The organism is Devosia sp. CN2-171, assembly GCF_049354815.1.
Lineage (GTDB): Bacteria > Pseudomonadota > Alphaproteobacteria > Rhizobiales > Devosiaceae > Devosia_A.
On sequence record NZ_CP186479.1, the window covers coordinates 2,424,923 to 2,445,147 of the forward strand.

Below are 20,225 nucleotides of genomic sequence, written 5' to 3' on the forward strand. Positions count from 1 at the left end.
GCTACTCGGGTTCGAGGAGGTGACGGCGCCGCATGCTAGCACGCGGCGCCGGGGAGAAGGACTGGCGGAGCGCTAGAGCTTGCCGTCGTCCTCGAACACTTCGGTCCAGTCGGCGACGAGACCATCGAGGGCTTCCTTGGCGGTGCCCTGTCCGGCGACCACGTAGTCGTGGAAGCGCTTCTGGCTCGCCTGCAGCAGCGAGGCGTAAGCGGGCTCGGCCCAGAAATCCTTCACGATCGACATCGAGTCGAGGAAGGTCTGCGCATAAGGCTGGCTGGCGGCAAAGCCCGGGTCCTCGACCACGTCGCGCAGGCACGAGAAGCCGCCGAGCGACCACCACTTTGCCTGCACTTCGGGGTTGGCGAACCACTTGATGTAGCTGAGGGCCGCGTCCTGCTTATCGGAATAGGACACCACCGAGATGCCCTGGCCGCCGAGCTGGGCGAACTGCTCGCCATCGGGGCCCTTGGGATTGGCGAAGTAGCCGATCTTGTCGCCGCCCACCGCCTCGTCCTTCTGCAGGCCCGGCCAGGTGAAGGCGAAGTTCATATGCATCGCCACCTGCCCCGATTTGAAGGCGTCGACGCCTTCACCCATGTAGGAGTTGGCGGCGCCCGGCGGGGTGCAGCAATCATAGAGCGATTTGTAGAACTCGAGCCCGGCCACCGACTTGGCCGAGTTGACGAAGCCTTCCATCTCGTAGGGCTTGTCCGGATTCTCGTATTTGAAACCGTAGCTGTAGAGCACGTCCATGGCGCCCATGGTGACGCCTTCCGAGCCGCGCTCTGTGTAGATCGAGGCGCCGTAGACGGTCTTGCCGTCGACCTGACGGTTCTGGAAGAACTCGGCGATCTGCTTCAACTGCTCGAAGCTGGTCGGTGCCGCGAGATCCCAATTGTACTTGGCCTTGAACTCGGCCTGCAGTTCGGGGTTCTCGAACCAGTCCTTGCGGTAGGTCCAGCCGACCACGTCGCCCATCGCCGGCAGCGCCCAGTAGTTCGGCGTGCCCTTGGGCCATTCAGAGTAGCCGGTCACGGTCGCCGGCACGAAGTCATCCATGGTGATGCCTTCGGCGGCGAAGAAATCGTTCAGCTTGATGTAGTGGCCGTTCTCGGCCGAACCGCCGATCCACTGGCTGTCGCCGATGATCAGGTCGCAGAGCTTGCCCTTGGAGTTGAGCTCGTTGAGGAAGCGGGCCGCGTATTCGGTCCACGGCACGAACTCGAATTTCATGCCGATGCCGGTCTCGGCGGTGAAGTCCTTGCTGAGCTCGACAAGGGCATTGGCCGGGTCCCACGCGGCCCAGCACAGAGTCAGTTCCTCGGCTTGCGCAGCACTCGCAAATCCCAGCGGCGCGGCGGTTCCTAGAGACAATAAGGCTACGCCCGCGAAAGCGGTCCTCGACGTCAGATTCATGATGTCCCTCCCAATGCGGGGCCGCCACGCGACCCCTGATACGAGCGCCCCTCAGCGCTCCGTATGGCTCCTCGACACGCTTGTGCGTGTTTAGTTCGTTTGTTTAGTTATGCATGATTTACTAAACAGTGCAAGTGGTCACGAAGCAGGCGACCGGGAGCCGGTGGCTGTGGGGAATCTTCTCGATCAGGCAAGGCCTTGCCGTCGGCGGGTTTGCTACCCGCTCCTTGTCATCGCGCGTCGGGGCTTAGCGATAGAGGGGTGACGTGCCCCCGTCCGCGTCACTCCGCGAGCGCTGCCAAGCCTCGATACAGCGCCAGGCACTCGGGGTTGGCGAGCGCCGTGTCGTTCGCGATCGGGCGACCGTGGATGGTATCGCGCACAGCGATCTCGGAGATTTTTCCGGACCGCGTGCGGGGGATTTCGGCGACGGCGACGATGCGGGCGGGCACATGGCGCGGGGTGGCGCCGGTGCGGATGCGCTGGCGGATGGTCTTGACCAGCTCATCCGACAGCACGGCGCCGTCGCGCAGGCGGACGAAGAGCACGATGCGCTGGTCGCCCTCCCAATCCTGGCCGACGGCGATGGCTTCGAGCACTTCGGGGATGGTTTCGACCTGGCGGTAGATTTCGGCCGTGCCGATGCGCACGCCGCCAGGATTGAGCGTGGTATCGGAACGACCCTGGATGACGAAGCCTCCGGCAGGACGCTGCTCGGCGAAATCGCCGTGGGCCCAGACGCCGGGGAAGCGCTCGAAATAGGCGGCGCGGTAGCGGGCGTTGTCGGTGTCGCCCCAGAAGCCGAGGGGCATCGAGGGGTGGGCGGCGCGCGAGACAAGCTCGCCCGGGGTGCCGGTGACAGGCTGGCCGGCGCTGTCGAGGGTCGCCATGTCCATGCCGAGCATTGGCCCCTGCAGTTCGCCGCGACGGACCGGCAAAGTGGGGACGCCGCCGAGGAAACAGGCGCAGATATCGGTGCCGCCGGAGATGGAGGCGAGGTGCAGGTCGGGCTTCCAGTTGTCGTAGATGTGGTCGAAACTCTCGGGGAGGAGCGGTGAGCCGGTGGAGAGGATCACGCGTAGCGCGCTCAGTTGGTGCGTTTGGCGGAGGCTGAGGCCCGACTTGCGGCAGCTGTCGATGTATTTGGCCGAGGTGCCGAAGATGGCGATCCGTTCGGCGTCGATGAGGTCCGGCAAGCGCGTATGCTCGGGATAGGCCGGGTTGCCGTCATAGGTGACGAGGGTGGCGCCGGCAGCGAGGCCGCTGACCAGCCAGTTCCACATCATCCAGCCGCAGGTCGTGTAGTAGAACAGGCGATCGCCTGGGCGGACATTGCAATGGAGAACCTGCTCCTTCATGTGCTGTAGCAGCAAGCCACCGGCGCGATGGACGATGCACTTGGGCTTGCCGGTGGTGCCGGAGGAAAACAGGATCGCCAGCGGCGCGTCGAAGCTTTGCCGGTGATAGGGGATAGGGGCCGGGGCGAAGGGGGCGATCCAGTTGTCGAGGGTGACGGCCGGCCGGACATAAGTGGCGTCGGGGGCGGGTTCGCCCAGCAGGACGATCTGCGCGATATCGGCGGCCTCGGCGACGGCATTGATGCTGGCTGCGATGTCGAAGCGCTTGCCGGAATAGCCGTAGCCGGGAACGGCCAGTAGCAATTTTGGGCCGATCTGGGCGAGGCGATCGGCAGCGCCGGTGGGGCCGAAATCGGGTGAGCACGAGGCCCAGACGGCACCGACGGCGGCCGTCGCAAGGTAGGCGGCTATGGCCTCGAGGTCGCTGGTGACGATGGCGGCGATGCGGTCGCCCGGGACGATGCCCGTCGCGGTCATCGCCTGGGCGAGGCGCGAGACGAGGGCATCGAGGTCAAACCAGCTCAGCTCGCGACGGGTGCCGTCGTCGCGGTGGGCGATGATGGCGGGGCCGGTGCCGGGGCGGGCGAGGAGGTTTTCGGCGTAGTTGAGCGATGCTTCGGGAAAGAAGCGGGTCGAGATCTGGTCGGGGCCAGCAGCGTAGGCGAGACTACCCTTGTCGCCGACGATGCCGACGAAATCCCAGAGACGGGAGTAAAAGCGCTCGGGCTCGGTGATCGACCAGCGGTGCAGCCCGGCATAGTCGGTGGCAGCGAAGCCGGTTTCGGCGGCTAAGCGCGCCAGCGCGGTCGCGGCGATGCGTTCAGCCGAGGGCTGCCAGAGGATATCGGCCACCTCAGTCACGCTGCACCGCCAGGGCAATACCCATGCCGCCTCCGATGCAGAGGGTGGCGACGCCGCGCTTGGCGTCGCGCTTGCCCATCTCATGCAGCAGCGTGACCAGCACGCGGGCGCCCGAGGCACCGATAGGGTGGCCCAGCGCGATGGCCCCACCGTTGACGTTGACGCGGGTCGGGTCGAGCCCAAGTTCGGAGATGACGGCGAGGCTCTGCGCGGCGAAGGCCTCGTTGATCTCCCACAGGTCGATATCGCCGGCTGACCACCCTGCCCGCTCCAGTGCCTTGCGGCTGGCGGGGATCGGCCCGAGCCCCATGACCTGCGGATCGACGCCGGCATGGGCCCAGGCGGCAATGCGGGCGAGTGGCGTCAGCCCGCGGCGGACGGCTTCGCTTTCGCTCATCAGCACCAGTGCGGCAGCGCCATCGTTGATGCCGGAGGCGTTGGCGGCGGTGACGGTGCCGTCGACGAGGAAGGCGGGCTTCAGCATCGTCATCGCCTCGAGGCTGGCGTCGTGGCGGATGTGCTCGTCGGCATCGACGGTGATGTTGCCCTTCCGGGACTCGATGGTCAGGGGGACGACCTCGGAGGCGAAGCGGCCGCCCCGGCTGGCGGCAGAGGCCTTCTGCTGCGAGCCAAGCGCAAACTCGTCCTGGGCCGCGCGGGTGATCTGGTGGGCGCGGGCGACGTTCTCGGCGGTGTTGCCCATCGGGTAGCCGTAGAAGGCGTCGTTGAGGCCATCGCTGGCGACCGTATCGCGGAAGGTGATGTCGCCGAGCTTCCTGCCCTGCCGCAGCACTGCGACATGCGGGGCATTGCTCATCGATTCCTGTCCGCCCGCGACGACGATCGAAGCGCTGCCGGTCTCGATCTGCTGGTGCGCCAACACGACGGCGCGAAGGCCGGAGCCACAGACCTGGTTGACCAGCGCTGCCGGCGCGCTGTCGGCGATGCCGGTGCGGCGGGCGGCCTGACGGGCCGGGTTCATCCCCTGCCCCCCGGTCAGCACCTGGCCGAGGATGGTTTCATCGATCTGGTCCGGCTCGATCCGGGCGTCGGCAATTGCCGCGCCGATGGCGATGGCGCCGAGTTCGTGGCCGAGCAGTGGCGCGAGCACGCCGTTGAGCGAGCCGATCGGGGTGCGCCGGGCAGCGACGATAACGGTGGAGTTGGTGGCCATCAAAGTGACTTCTTGGTCCAGCGGGCGATGACGCCGACAATACCTTCGCGGAACAGCAGCACGCTGACGACGAAGATGACGCCCTGGATCACCGTCACCCAGGCGCCAAAGCCGGCAAAATAGTTCTCGGTGGTGACGATGGCCGCGGCGCCGACGAAGGGGCCGAAGATCGTCCCCATGCCGCCGAGCAGCGTCATCAGCACCACTTCACCCGACATGGTCCAGTAGACATCGGTGAGCGAGGCTAGCTGGAAGACGATGGCCTTGGTGGCGCCGGCGAGACCGGCGAGGCTCGCCGACATGACGAAGACCGCGAGCTTGTAGCGGTTGACCTTGTAGCCGAGCGAGACGGAGCGCGGCTCGTTGTCCCGGATGGCCTTCAGCACCTGCCCGAACGGCGAATGGATGATGCGGTAGATCACCAGCATACCGCCGAAGGCGATGAGCAGGACGACAAAATAGAGCGTCAGGTCGTTGCTCAGGTCGATCAGGCCGAACAGTTTTCCGCGGGGGACCGCTTGTATTCCGTCCTCGCCGCCGGTGAACGGCACCTGCAGCGCCAGGAAGAATACCATCTGCGCGAAGGCGAGGGTCACCATGGCGAAGTAGATGCCCTGGCGGCGGATGGCGAGGGAGCCGATGCCGAGGCCGAGCACAGCGGCCGCGCCAGTGCCCAGAAGGATGGCGAGTTCAGGCGTCAGCCCCCAGACCTTGGCGGCGTGCGCTGCTACATAGCTCGCCGAACCGAAGAAGGCGGCGTGGCCGAAGGAGAGCAGCCCCCCGTAACCGAGCAGCAGGTTCAACGCCGAAGCGAAGAGCGCGAAGCACAGCACCTTCATCAGGAACACGGGGTAAAGGACGAAGGGCGCGACCAGCAGCAGGGCGAGGAGGCCGGCGAAGATCACCACGTGATGCCGGGGGGTAGTGATGCGGAGGTCGGTCGGAAGCGTCACCGGCGGGCTCTCGGTATTGGACATGGTCATGCGGTCCTCCCGAACAGCCCGGCGGGCTTCACGAGGAGCACGATGGCCATGATGACGAAGATCACCACCGCAGAGCCCTCGGGGTAGAAGACACGGGTCAGGCCTTCGACGATGCCGAGGCCGAAGCCGGTGAGGATGGCGCCGAGAATCGAGCCCATGCCGCCGATCACCACGACGGCGAAGACGACGATGATGAGGTCGGCACCCATGTTGGGGTTTACCGAGTAGATCGGCGCGGCGAGGACGCCGGCGAGTGCCGCGAGGCCGACGCCGAAGCCGTAGGTGAGGGTGATCATGCGCGGCACGTTGATGCCGAAAGCGCCGACGAGGGTGGGGTTCTCGGTGGCGGCGCGGAGATAGGCGCCGAGCCTCGTCTTCTCGATGGCGAACCAGGTGCCGAAGCAGACGATGAGCGACGCGAGGACGACCCAGCCGCGATAATTGGGAAGGAACATGAAACCGAGGTTCGTGCCGCCGGAGAGCTCGGGCGGGATGGTGTAGGGCAGGCCCGAGACGCCGTACTGGTTGCGGAACAGGCCCTGGATGATCAGCGCCAGGCCGAAGGTGAGTAAGAGGCCGTAAAGATGGTCGAGGTGGTAGAGCCGCGAGATCATCAATCGCTCGATGACGACGCCGGTGGCGCCCACGGCGATGGGAACGAGCAGCAGCGCCCACCAGTAGCCGATGCCGAGATAGGTCATCCCCATCCAGGCGAGGAAGGCGCCCATCATGTACTGCGCGCCGTGGGCGAAATTGATGATGTTGAGGAGCCCGAAGATCACCGCGAGCCCTAGGCTCAGGAGCGCATAGAACGAGCCGTTGATCAGCCCGAGCAAGAGTTGCCCGAACAGCGCCTGCGGCGGAATTCCCAAGAGCTCGAACATCGGAAGCCTCAGTCGGTTGAAGGCGGGACACGACCGCTCAGCGGCCGCGTCCCGGCGTTGATCTACTGCGCTGCGGTCGGGCAGCCGCCATCGGCGAGCGGGCGGAAGGCCTCGGCGGCGGGAATGGTCGCGACAAGATTGTAGTAGTCCCACGGGCCCTTCGACTCGGCCGGGCTCTTGACCTTGAACAGGTACATGTCGTGGGTGACGCGACCATCGATGCGGACTTCGCCATTGCCGAACAGCGGATCACTGGTCGGGGTGGCCTGCATCGAGCCGAGCAGCGCAGTCGTGTCCTTGCCGCCGGTCGCCTCGACGGCCTTCAGATAGTGCAGCACGCTGGCATAGACGCCGGCATGCACCATGGTGGGCATCTTGCCGCCGTTGAGGTCAGCGAAGCGCTTCGACCAGGCGCGGGTATCGTCGTTGAGGTCCCAGTAGAACGCCTCGGTCATCACCAGCCCCTGCGCCGTCTCGAGACCGAGCGCATGGATATCGGTGATGAAGATCAGAAGCCCCGCCAGCGACTGGCCGGCCTGGGTGATGCCGAACTCGGCGGCCTGCTTGATGGTATTGACCGTGTCGCCGCCGGCGTTCGCCAACCCGATCACCTGCGCGCCGGAGGCCTGGGCCTGTAGCAGGTAGGACGAGAAGTCGGTGCCCGGGAACGGATGCTTGACGGTGCCGAGAACCTCGCCGCCCGCTGCCTTGACGACGGCCGCGGTGTCGGTTTCGAGCGCCTGGCCGAAGGCGTAGTCGGCGGTGATGAAGAACCACTTGGTGCCGCCGGTCTTGACCACGGCATTGCCGGTGCCATGGGCAAGGGCCCAGGTGTCATAGGTCCAGTGGATGGTGTTGGGCGAGCACTTCGCTCCGGTCAGATCGGCCGAACCGGCGCCGGAGTTCATGAAGATCTTGTTCTTTTCCTTGGTGATGTCGCTCACCGCAAAGGCGGCCGACGAAGTGGGCACGTCGACGATGAGGTCGACGCCATCCTGGTCGTACCACTGGCGGGCGATGTTGGAGGCGATGTCCGGCTTGTTCTGGTGATCGGCCGAGATGATCTCGACGGTGATACCCTTGGTGGCAGCAGCGAAATCCTCGACCGCCATCCTGGCGGCGATCACCGAGCCCTCGCCCGAGAGGTCGGCATAGATGCCCGAGCGATCATTGAGCACGCCGATCTTGACGGCCGTCTCGGCCAGTGCCGGTGCCGCCGAAAATAACAGGGCGGCGCTGAGTAGCAGTCCCTTGGAAAAAGTCATGACTTAGGTCTCCTCCGGTGTCATGCGTTGGTGGTCACACGCCGAGATAGGCGTGCAGTTTTTGCGTATTGGCGGCGAGATCGGCATTGGGGATCTCGTCGATCACCCGTCCCTGCTCGACGACGTAGTGGCGGTCGGCGACCGAGGCGGCGAAATGGAAGTTCTGTTCAACCAGCACGATGGTGAAGCCGCGCTGCTTGAGGGTGCGCAGCGTCGCCCCGATCTGCTGGACGATCACCGGCGCGAGGCCTTCGGTGGGTTCGTCGAGCAGCAGGAACTTGGCGCCGGTCCTGAGGATGCGGCCGATAGCGAGCATCTGCTGCTCGCCACCCGAGAGCTTGGTGCCCTGGCTGTGGAGCCGTTCGCGCAGGTTGGGGAACATGCCCAGCACTTCGTCGCGGCTCAGGCCACCCTCCTTGATGGTGGGCGGCAGCATCAGGTTTTCATCGACCGAGAGGCTCGAGAAGATGCCGCGCTCTTCGGGGCAGAAGGCGATGCCGAGCCGGGCGATGGCGCGGGCGGGCAGGGCGATCAGCTCGCGGCCTGCGAACTGCACCGAGCCCTTGCGCTTGCCCAGGATGCCCATGACGGCCTTGAGCGTCGTGGTCTTGCCGGCGCCGTTGCGGCCGAGCAGGGTCACGACCTCGCCGGGGCGAACATCGAAGCTGATGCCGTGCAGCACGTGGCTTTCGTCGTACCAGCCGTGGAGGTCGCGCACGGCGAGCGTGGCGGCCTCAGTCGCGGGGCGATCGAGCGTTGCCGTCTCAACCATGGCCGACCCCTATATAGGCTTCGATGACGCGCGGATCCTTGCTCACCTCGGCATAGGGCCCTTCGGCGAGCACCTGGCCGCGGGCCAGAACGGTGATGCGATGCGAGAGGTCGGCGACGACCGAAAGGTTGTGCTCGACCATGAGGATGGTGCGGTTCCTCGCGATCCGGGCAATCAGTGCCGAGATGCGCGCCACGTCCTCCTGCGCCATGCCGGCCATGGGTTCATCGAGCAGCAACATCTCGGGATCGAGCGCGAGGGTGGTGGCGATCTCGAGGGCGCGCTTGCGGCCATAGGAAAGCTCGCCGGCGGGCGTTGCCGCGAATTCGGTGAGGCCGACCTCTTCGAGGCCCTGCATTGCAGCTTCGTCGAAGCGGCTCAGCGTCTTCTCGGAGCGCCAGAAGTCGAAGCTGTCGCCGCGCTGGCGCTGCAGCGCGATGCGAACATTCTCGAGGGCGCTGAGACGCGGGAACACGGCCGAGATCTGGAACGAGCGCACCAGCCCGCCGCGCGCGATGTCGGCGGCGGAGGTGCGCGTGATGTCGCGGCCCTTGAACAGGATCTTCCCCTCGCTGGGCTGCAGGAACTTGGTCAGGAGGTTGAAGCAGGTGGTCTTGCCGGCGCCATTGGGACCGATCAGCGCGTGGATGGTGCCGCGCTCGATGGCGAGATCGACATTGCTGACCGCCGCGAAGCCGCCGAAGCGCTTGGTCAGCCGTTCGGCCCTGAGGATGATGTCGGCGGTCGCGCTCATTTGGCGGTCCACCCCCCATCGATCGAGATGGCGGAGCCGGTGATCGAGCGCGCCAAGTCACCGCAGAGGTAGGCAGCGAGCTCAGCGATCTCCTCGGGCTGGACGAAGCGGCGGGTCGGCTGGGGGGCGAGCATTACGTTACGGATCACGTCCTCCTCGCTCATTTTGTGGACGCGCGCCTGGTCGGCGACCTGGCTGGCGACGAGCGGGGTCCACACGTAGCCGGGACAGATGGCGTTGACCGTGACGCCCTTCTCAGCCGCCTCGAGCGCTACCGTCTTGGTGAGGCCGACGACGCCGTGCTTGGTCGCGACATAGGCGGATTTGAACGGCGAGGCGCGGAGGCCGTGGGCCGAGGCGATGTTGATGATGCGGCCCCAGCCGCGCTCGGCCATGCCGGGCAGCGCGGCGCGGATGGTGTGGAAGGCGGAGTCGAGGCTGATCGCCCGGATGCGGTCCCAATCGGCGGGCGGGAAATCCTCGATCGCTGCGACCTTCTGGACGCCGGCATTGTTGACGAGGATATCGAGGTGGCCGAAGACCTCGATCACCTCCCCAACCAGCCGGAAGGCGGCAAGGGGATCGGCGAGATCGGCCTCGAAATAGCGCACCTCGGCATTGCCGAACGAGACCAGCGCATCGGTCACTTCCGCCTCGGGCTCGAAGCTGTTAAGCGCCACGGCGTAGCCCAGCCGCGCGAACTTCTGCGCGATGGAGAGCCCGATGCCGCTGGTCGAACCGGTGACCAGCGCTACTCGCCTGCCGTTCTGCACGCCCTTCTCCCTCAAGTCGGTCTTTGCGACCTGTCCTTGGGGAGAAGCATTTCAAGTTCCGTGCCAAGTGGCGAAACCCCGGATCTGCGGGAGTTGGGACCGGCGTCACTTGGCAAGAGTCCGGACTACCGGACACGAATCCCGGATTCAGGACGTGATGTTGTGCCGGCGAAGCTTCTCGTAGAACTGCGAGCGCGACACACCCAGCCGGCGGGCGGCGGCCAGCTTTTCGCCATTGCTGGCATCGAGAGCGGCGAGGATGGCATCGCGTTCGGCTTCGGCAAGGCGGGTCGCAAGGTCGCCGCCGCTAGTGGCGGCCGCCGTCGGTGTCGGCCTCGGCGCCGCTTGCGGCATGGCGCGTCGGATGGCGGCGGCATCGAGCACTTCGGATGGCGCCAGCGCAGCAGCGCGCTCGAGCACGTTGCGCAGCTCACGCACGTTCCCCGGCCAGTCATGGGATTCGAGCAAACGGATAGCCTCGGGGAGGAGCACCCAACCGCGCTGGCCCGGCGTGCGCATGGTCTGCTCGAGCAGGGTTTCGCAGAGCAATGCGATGTCCTCGCGTCGGTCGCGCAGGGGCGGGATGCGGACGGTCAGCACCGCGATCCGATAGTAGAGGTCGGCGCGGAAGCTCTTGTCGGCGACCTTGGCCTCCAGATCCTGCGAGGTGGCGGCGATGATGCGGACATCGACCTTCTTGATGGTATTCGAACCCAGTGCCTCGACCTCACCCTCCTGCAGCACGCGCAGGAACTTGGCCTGGATGGCCGGCGGCATGTCGCCGATCTCGTCGAGGAAGAGCGTGCCGCCATGGGCGAGCTCGAACTTGCCCTGACGCGGCTTCCTGTCCGCCCCAGTATAGGCGCCCGGCGCCACGCCGAAGAACTCCGCCTCGAGCAATTGCTCGGGTACGGCCGCGACATTGATGGCGATGAACGGGCCATCGGCCCGGTCGGATTGCCGGTGGATGGCGTGGGCGAGGAGCTCCTTGCCGGTGCCGGTTTCGCCCTGGATCAGGGCGGCACCCTCGCGCAGGGCAAAGCGGCGGACCTGAGACTTCAGTTCCTTTACGGCATCGCTGAGACCGACGAAGCTCGACAGCGAGTATTTGGCCTGCCGCTCGCGGGTCAGCGCGGCCTGCGCACGGGTCAGCTGCTTCTGCAGGTTCTCGAACTTTTCGAGAATGGGCTCGAGATAGTCGACATTGTCGTAGAAGACGAAGCCGATAGCGCCTTCGACCTTGCCCGCTTCATCCTTCAGCGGAATGCGGCAGACGACGAACTGCCGGTCGTCGAAGCGCATGATGTCGAGCAGCGTCGGCTTGCCCGTCTCGACAACCCGGCGCATCAGCGAGTGCGGGATCACCTCTTCCACGGGTAGGCCGACGGGATCGAAGTCGGCAGCCAGTTTCAGCAATTCGCGGTAGCGCTGGTCGATCCAGGTGATGCGCGAGTGCGCATCGACGATGATCGCCCCCTCGAAGTAGTCGCGCAGCAAGCCGAAGGCGTTCACCGCCTGCTCGATGCCGGCATGCCCGTGGCCCGGGATCAGACGTGGGCGATGGGACGAGGTGGCGGACATACTGGCTCACTCGGCGCGGAGCATGAAGAGTAACGAGCGATGGCCGGCCCGGCAACCTCCTGCCGGGCCGGCCGTCGTGAAGTTCGGGCTGGCGCACCCTAGTGGCACATGGGGGAACCGCCTAGACGCCCACAGCTGCCTCTTTGACGATCAACTCGCTGTAGTCGCGGACCCCGTTCGTGGTGACCCGTAGCCTGCGAGGCAGGAGGAGGTCCCAACGGCCATGACGTCCGGCTCGACCAAGAAGCGCGGGCATAGGGTGATCGAGCTGTAGCACATAAACGGTTGGCCGCTGCTCGGCGCCCTTACGGAGCTGTGACTCGGCACGTTCTATGGCCGACACCGGGTGTATCGTCGCCCATAGAAAGGGCTCGCACCGGTTTTGGACTAAGCCAGCCTCCCCGATGTCGCCTGACAGCAGAACCTGGCCAGAACCGATGACGATAGGCGAAGAGGCTATCTCGGAGCTAAGCGACCTGACCAGCTCGAGCTCGGTTGCGGTCGCCCCGCCCCTACCCAGATCATTCAAGGCCCGGTCATAGCGCACGCGATGTTGCCTGGTTCGGTATCGTGCAAAATGCGGCGTGTCGCGGAGACGCAGACCGCCCTGGCGCCAATCTTCGTTCGTGCGCAGGACCGTATCGATTTCCTCGCGTACGTGAACACGCTCGCCGGCACTCGCCATCGCTGCCTGAATGAGTTGGACGTGAATTGGCAGCGGCAGACACGGTAGCACCCTAGCCGGCTGGTGTTCCATTGGAGTCCCCCTGGCAAGGAGGTTCTAAAGGTTGCCATCGTTGTAAGGTCAAGCCACCGTGACCATCGGGGCATGATCCAGCGACAGGCAACAAACTCCCGCATTAGCGGTTCGTCAGGGGCCGAGCCGCCCGGTTTCGATCCGCCACCACCTCGGGTCCGTTGACCACCTAGGCACAACGCCGGTCGTCAACGGGACTGTTGATCATGAAATTGAAGTTGGTAGGCGCTTGGCTGGCAGCCGCGGACGGGGGCGCTCCGGCGCCCCCATTCTGTTGTTCATTCGGGCTACGACTGGCGCTCCGGCAGTGCGCCCACTTAGGCGGTTTGCGAAGCCAGCACCGCCGCTATCGACGCAACCACCGCTGACTGGGCATCCGCCTCGGCCAGGCGTCCAGTGCGAACCTCCGACGCCGCCGTATGAAGCAGGGCGTAGAAGCAGGCTGTCAGCCAACCGACGGGCTGATCGTTGCGAAACGCCCCTTCGCTCCGGCCGCGAGCGATCAACTGGCTTACTCGCTGCATTGGTTTGTGATGGTGCTCGCGGATCCGATCCGGCGAGAGCTCGTACTCGGCGGCGCCCAGAAGCCGGTGGAAGGCATCGACGATCCGCCAGGACGATACCACCAGACGCTCCAACGCGGCTGCCGGATCACCCTCCAGATCAAGCCTCGACAGCTGCTCTTCCGCACGGGTGACCGTGCGTTCGAACAGGACATCCATCAACTCGGTTCGCGACGCGAAGTGACCATAGAGGGTCACCCGGCCCACGCCAGCCGCGCTCGCGATCTCGGCCATATTCGCCCGCGGATTCTCGAGAAAGAGCTCCAGCGCCGCGTCGAGAATACCGTCGCGGTTGCGGACCGCATCCGCTCGCCTTGCTTTTCCCTCGTGCACATTGGGCATACCCGGCATCCCTTTACTATCTCGAACACACGTGTATGAGTTATCAACTCAAACATACGTGTTCATGTTAGGAAAGTCCATGTCTCCCCATCAACACTCAACCAATGTGGATGAGCGGGTCCACCTAAGTGACTGGCTGGCCCTCGCGGCCTTGGCCCTGGCGCAGTTCATGCTGATCCTCGACGTTACGGTGATCAACGTCGCATCGCCCTACCCGATCTCAGCCGCGATCTGGGCTTGTCGGCCGAAGCGGCCGGCTGGGCGATAGCTGGCTACGCGATACCGTTTGGCGGCCTGATGCTGCTGGGAGGCCGATCGGCCGATCTTTTCGGGTCGCGGCGTGTGTTCCTTCTCGGCCTCGCCCTGTTTACCGCCGCTTCATTCGCCGCCGGCATCGCACCAAACGCCTCTACCTTGATCGGCGCTCGCGTGCTGCAAGGTGTCGGCGCTGCAATGCTGTCGCCGGCAGCCCTCGCCACGCTGACAACGCGATTCACTGGCCGGAACCGACATCGAGCGCTCGGAGTGTGGGCGGCCATTGGCGGCATCGGGGCGGCGGCCGGGGTCCTGCTCGGCGGCCTACTCACTGATGGTCCGGGGTGGCGGTGGATATTCTACATCAACGTGCCTGTCGGCATGCTGATCGCCATCGTCGTGCCGCTGCTGGTCCCTGCAGTGCCGGCCAATGCTGGAGGCCGCCGGCTCGATATCGTGGGCGGTGCCATTGTGACGGTTGCCATCGCGAGCCTTACCTATGGCATCATGAATGCTGGACCAGCAGCAGACCCCGTGGCTTGGCTCGTTCCGCTGGTCGTCGCCATCGGTCTGGTCATCGCTTTCGCCGTCGTTGAGCGCCGCGTAGCTGATCCACTCATCGATCTGAGCGTGTTTGGCAGACAACCTATTCGCGCCGGCATCTTCGTAATGTTGCTGGCGAGCGCACTGCTGATCGGAGGCTTCTTCCTGCTGTCCTTCGTGCTGCAGGGTCGGATGCTATGGTCGCCGCTGATCACGGGGCTCGCGTTCCTTCCGGTAGCGCTGGGCACTCTCGTAGGTGCGCATCTCGGCGGAACGTTCGTTTCGCGGGTTGGAGGCCGTGCCATTGCCAGCGTCGCGTTCGCGGTGGCGGCAGCTGGCTTCGGTACCGCGGCGCTGCAGCTCGATACCGTGGCCTTGCTGATAGCGGGTGTTTCGATAGCCGGCTTTGGCTTGGGTGCCGCGTTCGTCGCTTCTACGACGACTGCGCTTTCCCATGTGGCTCACCACGAGGCCGGGGTTATCTCCGGGCTGATCAATACGTTCCACGAGCTGGGCGGCGCACTCGGCGTTGCCGCTATGTCGGCCTTGGCTGCCTCAAGCCTGATGACCCCCACTTTCGATGGTGGCTTTGCGCTCGGCCTGGCTGCCTGGGCCGTTGTTGCCTTGGCGTCGGCGATCGTTGCTGCGTTGCTGGTACCTCCGGGCAAGCCGGCCGCCGACGCACCGCGTTTCGCTCACTGAACCACCAGGGGTCGGGCCTTTCAGCCCGGCCCCAAACCGGTGGCGACGAACTGGGCTTCCTTCTCGCCACCCTGCATTCCCTCTTCTGGTCAGATGTAGACCAGCTCCGACATCATGCCGGTCATCATGTGGTAGAGGTTGTGACAGTGGTAGAGCCAGCGACCGGGGTTGTCCGCGTCGAATTCCACGGTCACCGTGCCCATTGGAGGGATAAGCACGGTGTCCCGCATGGCGCCGGCGACGCGTGTCTTGTTGATCTGGGTAACCTGGAATTGATGGCCATGCAGGTGCATGGGGTGTGCCATCATCGAATGGTTCATGAACCCAAGCGCCACGCGCTGGCCCGACTTCACCTCGAGCTTCTGTCGCTCCTGCCATGTCTTGTCGTTCAGGGTCCAGACGTACGGAGCGATCGCGCCGCCGAGCATGACCATCAGGTTGTGGTCCACCGGCCGCGAATTCAGGGGAGCGGTTGCCACCAGTTGCTGCTCGAAGGACAGGTCGACCGGTATCTCAACCAAGTCAGAGGCGCCGGCGTATTTCTCAATGCTGGCGCCCGGAGCCGCAAGAACGATGCCGGTGCGGGCGACGTCCCCCTCGCGGCGGGCAAATACGGGAACTACAGACCCGGCAGGGACCTCGATCAGCAGGTCAAGGCGCTGCGCCTGAGCCAGCGGGAAGCGGCTGCCGGTCAGCGGTTTGACGGGGTTGCCGTCCGCTGCGAGCACAGTTGCCTGGCGACCGTCGAGGTCGATCCAGAACGCGGTAGAAGCTGCTCCATTGATGATGCGAAGGCGTACGCGACCGTTGCGCTCGGTACGGATGACCTCGGGATCGTCTAGTGTCCGATCGTTGGCAAGGAATGCGTCGTACTCGACGTCATTGAGGTCCATGCCGCCGATGGTGGAATGGTCCATCGCGGCCATGCCGCCTGCGTCACCATTATCCATGCCAGCCATCCCGCCATGGTCCATGCCCTTCTGTCCGGTCAGCCCTTCAAGAATCTCCGCTGGGTCACGGAAACTGAAGTCATTGAGCAGTAGCGTTACTTCCTGCAGATCCGACGCGTTGGCTTCGCGCACGATCAGCGGCGCCGTGAGCAGCGACTGTTCCTGCAAGGCGTGATGCGAATGCATCCAATGGGTCCCCGGCCTCGCGACGAAGTCGAAGTTCCGTATTTCCCCCGGCGCCAACGGCGGGACGTAGCCGGTTTCCGAGATGCCATCGAGTTCAGGCGTGGGGGTCAGACCGTGCCAGTGGACAGTCGTTTCCTCACCCAAGGTGTTTTCCAGCGCGACGGAGAAGCGCTCGCCGGGCTCCAGCAGAAGGCCGCTGCGACCGACTCCGCCGGTTACGCCGAACACCTCTGCGGGCTTGCCCAATACTTCTATGGTCCGTCGTCCGACGATCAGCTTGTGCTGCGGAGCCGCGAGGGCAGGCACCGAAGGGATGCAGCTTCCCGCTCCGACTGCTGCCACAGCGCCGAGGAAAGTTCTACGGGTCATTTCGGCCATTCTAGTCTCCAGGTCAGGCACAACGGTCGCTTTGTACCTAGCCCTGCTCCTTCCCACCGTGGGAAGGTCAACCCCTTTCATATTGACGCTCGGTGACCAGAGGGCCGGTCCTCAACGTCCGCCCAGCGTCATGAGCGATCGTTCGCTCTCCCGACTGCTCAGGAGGCCTTGGGGCCGCTGAGGTCCAGTGCGACCTGGCGGATCGCGACCACGAGGAGTTCGGCGGCATAGCCCATTGTCTCGCCCGAGCGCATGGTCAGGCCCACCGGGCCCGTGGTCTCGCTGGTATCGACGGGGAGGATGGCCATGTGGCCCTCGGTGACGTCGTCGGCGACCACGCCTTCCGATATGATCCACACCGCATCGGTGCTGAGGGTGTAGCGGCGACCGAAGGCGTTGGAGACCGTCTCGATATCGTCCTTGAGGTCGGTGACGCCATGCGCCGTCAGCAAGCGCTCGACGCTGGGCAGGATCACCGCGCCGGGAGGCGGCATCAGGATCTGATAGGGCTCGATGTCCGTCAGCGCGAAACGCTCGAGCTTGAGCAGGGGGTGGTCGGCCCGAACCGCGAACACGACCTGCTCGGAATAGAGGTGCTCGAACGACAGGCCGGCAATTTCGCCCGGTTCAGCCATGCGTCCGATCACCAGATCGACCTCCCCGGCGCGCAGCAGCGAAAGCAGGTATTCGTTGGGTCCGGTGACGATGCGCGCGCGCGCCTGGCGGTTCTCGGCGAACCGCTTGACGGCAGGCGGCAAAATCCGCGCCGAGACCGTGGGGAGCGCGCCGACGCGGACGATCGCCTGCTTCTCGGTTATGCGTACGGAATCGATGCCCTGCTTGAGTGCGCTCACCGACGACGCGGTGTAGCGCTGGAACTGCTCGCCGGCCGGAGTGAGAAAGAGGTTGCGGCGCGAGCGGTCGAAAAGCTGCACGCCGAGGATTTCTTCCAGCTCCTGTATGGTCTTGGTCGCGGCCGGCTGGCTCATGTTGAGTGCGTCGGCGGCCTGCACGACGCTCTTCAGCCGCGCCACCTCGAGGAAACAGACGACGTGTCTGAGCTTGACGCGCGGGTCGATCAGGCGGGGCGCCATGGGCTGAACACTCCGCGGCATATGTGCCGCCGGTTATGGATGCGGGCAAACTAATCATTTTACAAGCCAGGGATGCGGGGCCTTACTGCCGGGACATGAGGAGAGCCATGGGTTTTGCGTCCATCAACGGCACGGTGCTGCACTATCGGCTATCGGGAGCGGCGGATGGATTGCCCCTCATCCTCGTCAACTCGCTGGGGACCAACTTCCAAATCTGGGACGACCTGTTGCGCCCGCTCGAGCAGCGCTTCCGTGTTCTTGCCTACGACAAGCGCGGCCACGGCGTATCGGATGCGCCTGCCGGGCCCTACAGCCTCGATGACCATGTCGCCGATCTCCTCGGCCTCGCGGCGCGCTGCGGGTTCAGGAAGTTTGCGATCTGCGGCATCTCGATCGGCGGCATGATCGCCATGCGCACTGCCGCACAGCATCCGAACAAGGTGGTGGGGCTGGTGCTCTGCGACACCGCCACGAGGATCGGCACTGCCCAGATGTGGAACGACCGCATTGCGCAGGTCCGGCAAGGCGGCATGGCGTCCATCGCCGATGCGGTGCTCGGCCGCTGGGTTTCCCCCGGTTATCGTGAGCTCCGGGCTGCGGATTTTGCCGGCTGGCGCAATGTGCTCGAGCGCTGTCCGGCCGAAGGCTATGTCGCAAGTTGCGCGACGGTCCGCGACAGCGACCTTGCCGCCGACCTTGCGCGCATCTCGGCGCCCACTCGGGTGATTGTCGGCGAGAACGACCTCTCGACCCCACCTGAGCTGGTGCGCCAGCTCGCCGATGCCATCCCCGGAGCCAGATTCGAGCTCGTGCGCGGCGCCGGACACGTCCCTTCCATCGAGCAGCCCGAGCGGCTGTGCGAACTTATTTGCGAACACCTGAGCGAGGTTGTCCATGTCTGAGCCGACGGACCTGTTCCAGCGTGGCATGGCCACCCGCCGCGCCGTCCTCGGCGACAGTCACGTCAACGGCGCCGAAACCGCCAAGACCGACTTCGACACCGATTTCCAGGCCTTCATCACTGAAGGGGCTTGGGGTTCGGTTTGGTCTCGCCCAGGACTTTCACGACGGGAACGCTCGCTCATCACCATTGCCCTGCTTGCGGCGGCGGGCCATGACGAGGAAGTGGCCATGCACATAAAGGCCACGTCCAACACCGGGGCTTCGGCCGAGGACGTCAAGGAGGCGCTGTTGCATGTCGCGGTCTACGCCGGCGTTCCGGCGGCCAACCGAGCCTTCAAGATCGCCAAACGCGAACTCCAGAAGCGGGGGGCGTGAGATGCCCGTACCACCGATGACTGCCGAGGAGGGTGCGCTCTACCAGCGCGACCGGGCCTGGCATCCGCCGGCCTTCACCCCGGGCTACAAGAGCACGACACTGCGCGCGCCCAAGCATGCCCTGCTGTCGCTGGCGCCGACCAAATCGGAACTCACCGGGCCGACGTTCGGCCACGGCATCATCCAGCCGCTCGATAACGACCTCATCCGCAACTACAGCCAGGACGGCAGCGAGGCCATCGGCCAGCGGATGATCGTTTACGGGCAGGTGCTCGACGAGAATGCGCGGCCGGTGCGCGGCACGCTGGTCGAATTCTGGCAGGCCAATGCCGCCGGGCGCTACCGGCACAAGCGCGAGGGCTACACCGCCCCGCTCGACCCCAATTTCGGCGGCTGCGGCCGAGCCATCACCGACGAGAACGGCTACTACCATTTCCGCACCATCAAGCCCGGCGCCTATCCCTGGCCCAATGGCGGCAATGACTGGCGACCAGCGCATATCCACTTCTCGGTCTTCGGCCACGCCTTCGCGCAGCGCCTCATCACCCAGATGTATTTCGAGGGCGACCCGATGATCTGGCAGGACCCGATCGCGCTCGCGATCCCCGACCGCGCTGCGGTCGAGCAGTTAATCGCCCGGCTCGACCGGCTCAACACAACGCCGATGGATGCCCTGGCCTATCGCTTCGATATCGTACTACGCGGGCGCCGCTCGACCCTGTTCGAGAACCGGCCGGAGGGGAACTGATGCTGAACCAGTTGCCCCCGCTCAAGGAGTCGCCGTCGCAAACGGCGGGACCGTATGTGCATATCGGCATGACGCCGAGCCTCGAGAGCATCACCGGGCCGAACGTCAAGGATCTGGGCTCCGGCCCGATCACTGCCGGCACCGGTCCACGCATCGCCGTGACCGGCCGCATCTTCGATGGCTCCGGCGCGCCGGTGAGCGATGCGGTGGTCGAGCTGTGGCAGGCTGACGCCGACGGCAACCACGCGGCCGCCTGGGGGCGTGTTGCCACCGACGGCACCGGAGGCTTCAGCTTCGACACAGTGAAGCCCGGGCGGGTGCCCGGGCCGGACGGCAAGCCAATGGCGCCGCATCTGACACTCTGGATCGTCGCACGCGGCATCAATATCGGGCTCCACACGCGGCTCTATTTCGAGGACGAGGCCGCGGCCAATGCGGCCGACTTCGTGCTCAACAAGATTCTCGACCCGCGCCGGCGCAAGACGCTTATCGCGGCGAAGTCCGAGCGCGACGGACGCTCGGTCTATGCACTCGACATCCGCCTCCAGGGCGAGGACGAGACGGTGTTCTTCGACATCTGACCGAATGGGCGGGTTGGCGTTTCGCCC

18 protein-coding genes are annotated in these 20,225 nt (G+C 65.3%); 5 read left to right on the top strand and 13 right to left on the bottom strand.

The annotated features are described in order from the left end of the window. Positions 1 to 72: 72 nt before the first annotated feature. The 11 genes from ACOYW5_RS11980 to ACOYW5_RS12030 form a co-directional block, all read right to left on the bottom strand. The gene (locus ACOYW5_RS11980) at positions 73 to 1,416 is read right to left on the bottom strand and encodes an ABC transporter substrate-binding protein (protein WP_423065119.1); all 1,344 of its coding nucleotides are present in this window, start codon (positions 1,414 to 1,416) and stop codon (positions 73 to 75) included. 281 nt (positions 1,417 to 1,697) lie between these two features. Continuing rightward, on the bottom strand, positions 1,698 to 3,635 hold the full coding sequence (locus ACOYW5_RS11985; RefSeq protein ID WP_423065120.1) for an acetoacetate--CoA ligase: 1,938 nt from the start codon (positions 3,633 to 3,635) through the stop codon (positions 1,698 to 1,700). Continuing rightward, on the bottom strand, positions 3,628 to 4,809 hold the full coding sequence (locus ACOYW5_RS11990; RefSeq protein ID WP_423065121.1) for an acetyl-CoA C-acetyltransferase: 1,182 nt from the start codon (positions 4,807 to 4,809) through the stop codon (positions 3,628 to 3,630). The genes ACOYW5_RS11985 and ACOYW5_RS11990 overlap by 8 nt, the downstream gene beginning before the upstream one ends. Then, complete coding sequence (locus ACOYW5_RS11995; RefSeq protein ID WP_423065122.1) at positions 4,809 to 5,792, bottom strand: branched-chain amino acid ABC transporter permease; 984 nt, start codon at positions 5,790 to 5,792, stop codon at positions 4,809 to 4,811. The genes ACOYW5_RS11990 and ACOYW5_RS11995 overlap by 1 nt, the downstream gene beginning before the upstream one ends. Further along, the gene (locus tag ACOYW5_RS12000; protein WP_423065123.1) at positions 5,789 to 6,676 is read right to left on the bottom strand and encodes a branched-chain amino acid ABC transporter permease; all 888 of its coding nucleotides are present in this window, start codon (positions 6,674 to 6,676) and stop codon (positions 5,789 to 5,791) included. Before ACOYW5_RS12000 ends, ACOYW5_RS11995 begins: the two co-directional genes overlap by 4 nt. A gap of 62 nt (positions 6,677 to 6,738) precedes the next feature. Beyond that, positions 6,739 to 7,941 carry an ABC transporter substrate-binding protein gene (locus ACOYW5_RS12005; protein WP_423065124.1) on the bottom strand — a complete coding sequence of 401 codons (1,203 nt, stop codon included), beginning with the start codon at positions 7,939 to 7,941 and terminating at the stop codon, positions 6,739 to 6,741. Between the two features lie 34 nt (positions 7,942 to 7,975). Next, positions 7,976 to 8,713, bottom strand: a complete 738-nt coding sequence (locus tag ACOYW5_RS12010; protein ID WP_423065125.1) for an ABC transporter ATP-binding protein — start codon at positions 8,711 to 8,713, stop codon at positions 7,976 to 7,978. Beyond that, positions 8,706 to 9,467, bottom strand: coding sequence for an ABC transporter ATP-binding protein (locus ACOYW5_RS12015; protein WP_423065126.1), 762 nt, complete (start codon positions 9,465 to 9,467; stop codon positions 8,706 to 8,708). Before ACOYW5_RS12015 ends, ACOYW5_RS12010 begins: the two co-directional genes overlap by 8 nt. Then, positions 9,464 to 10,255 carry a 3-hydroxybutyrate dehydrogenase gene (locus tag ACOYW5_RS12020; RefSeq protein WP_423065127.1) on the bottom strand — a complete coding sequence of 264 codons (792 nt, stop codon included), beginning with the start codon at positions 10,253 to 10,255 and terminating at the stop codon, positions 9,464 to 9,466. The genes ACOYW5_RS12015 and ACOYW5_RS12020 overlap by 4 nt, the downstream gene beginning before the upstream one ends. A 132-nt stretch (positions 10,256 to 10,387) precedes the next feature. Next, the gene (locus tag ACOYW5_RS12025) at positions 10,388 to 11,821 is read right to left on the bottom strand and encodes a sigma-54 interaction domain-containing protein (RefSeq protein ID WP_423065128.1); all 1,434 of its coding nucleotides are present in this window, start codon (positions 11,819 to 11,821) and stop codon (positions 10,388 to 10,390) included. A 1,074-nt stretch (positions 11,822 to 12,895) separates the two neighbouring features. Next, on the bottom strand, positions 12,896 to 13,483 hold the full coding sequence (locus ACOYW5_RS12030; RefSeq protein WP_423065129.1) for a TetR/AcrR family transcriptional regulator: 588 nt from the start codon (positions 13,481 to 13,483) through the stop codon (positions 12,896 to 12,898). A gap of 204 nt (positions 13,484 to 13,687) precedes the next feature. On the opposite strand from ACOYW5_RS12030, the gene ACOYW5_RS12035 reads away from it, so the two are divergent. Next, positions 13,688 to 14,983: an MFS transporter gene (locus ACOYW5_RS12035; RefSeq protein WP_423069458.1), complete on the top strand. Its 1,296-nt coding sequence runs from the start codon at positions 13,688 to 13,690 to the stop codon at positions 14,981 to 14,983. 89 nt (positions 14,984 to 15,072) lie between these two features. Here ACOYW5_RS12035 and ACOYW5_RS12040 read toward each other — a convergent pair whose 3' ends face one another. Further along, positions 15,073 to 16,497: a multicopper oxidase family protein gene (locus ACOYW5_RS12040; protein WP_423065130.1), complete on the bottom strand. Its 1,425-nt coding sequence runs from the start codon at positions 16,495 to 16,497 to the stop codon at positions 15,073 to 15,075. A 158-nt stretch (positions 16,498 to 16,655) separates the two neighbouring features. Beyond that, positions 16,656 to 17,591 (bottom strand): pca operon transcription factor PcaQ, encoded by a 936-nt coding sequence (gene pcaQ / locus ACOYW5_RS12045; protein ID WP_423065131.1) that lies wholly within the window; start codon positions 17,589 to 17,591, stop codon positions 16,656 to 16,658. Positions 17,592 to 17,698: 107 nt separating this feature from the next. On the opposite strand from pcaQ, the gene pcaD reads away from it, so the two are divergent. From pcaD to pcaG, 4 genes are read left to right on the top strand one after another with little or no spacing between them, the layout of a single operon-like run. Next, positions 17,699 to 18,493, top strand: a complete 795-nt coding sequence (gene pcaD, locus ACOYW5_RS12050) for a 3-oxoadipate enol-lactonase (protein WP_423065132.1) — start codon at positions 17,699 to 17,701, stop codon at positions 18,491 to 18,493. After that, positions 18,486 to 18,869 (top strand): 4-carboxymuconolactone decarboxylase, encoded by a 384-nt coding sequence (gene pcaC, locus ACOYW5_RS12055; RefSeq protein WP_423065133.1) that lies wholly within the window; start codon positions 18,486 to 18,488, stop codon positions 18,867 to 18,869. Before pcaD ends, pcaC begins: the two co-directional genes overlap by 8 nt. Before the next feature lies 1 nt (position 18,870). Then, entirely contained in the window at positions 18,871 to 19,617 is a 747-nt protein-coding gene (gene pcaH / locus ACOYW5_RS12060; protein ID WP_423065134.1) for a protocatechuate 3,4-dioxygenase subunit beta, read from the top strand. Beyond that, on the top strand, positions 19,617 to 20,198 hold the full coding sequence (gene pcaG, locus ACOYW5_RS12065) for a protocatechuate 3,4-dioxygenase subunit alpha (RefSeq protein WP_423065135.1): 582 nt from the start codon (positions 19,617 to 19,619) through the stop codon (positions 20,196 to 20,198). The genes pcaH and pcaG overlap by 1 nt, the downstream gene beginning before the upstream one ends. The last annotated feature ends 27 nt before the right edge of the window (positions 20,199 to 20,225 follow it).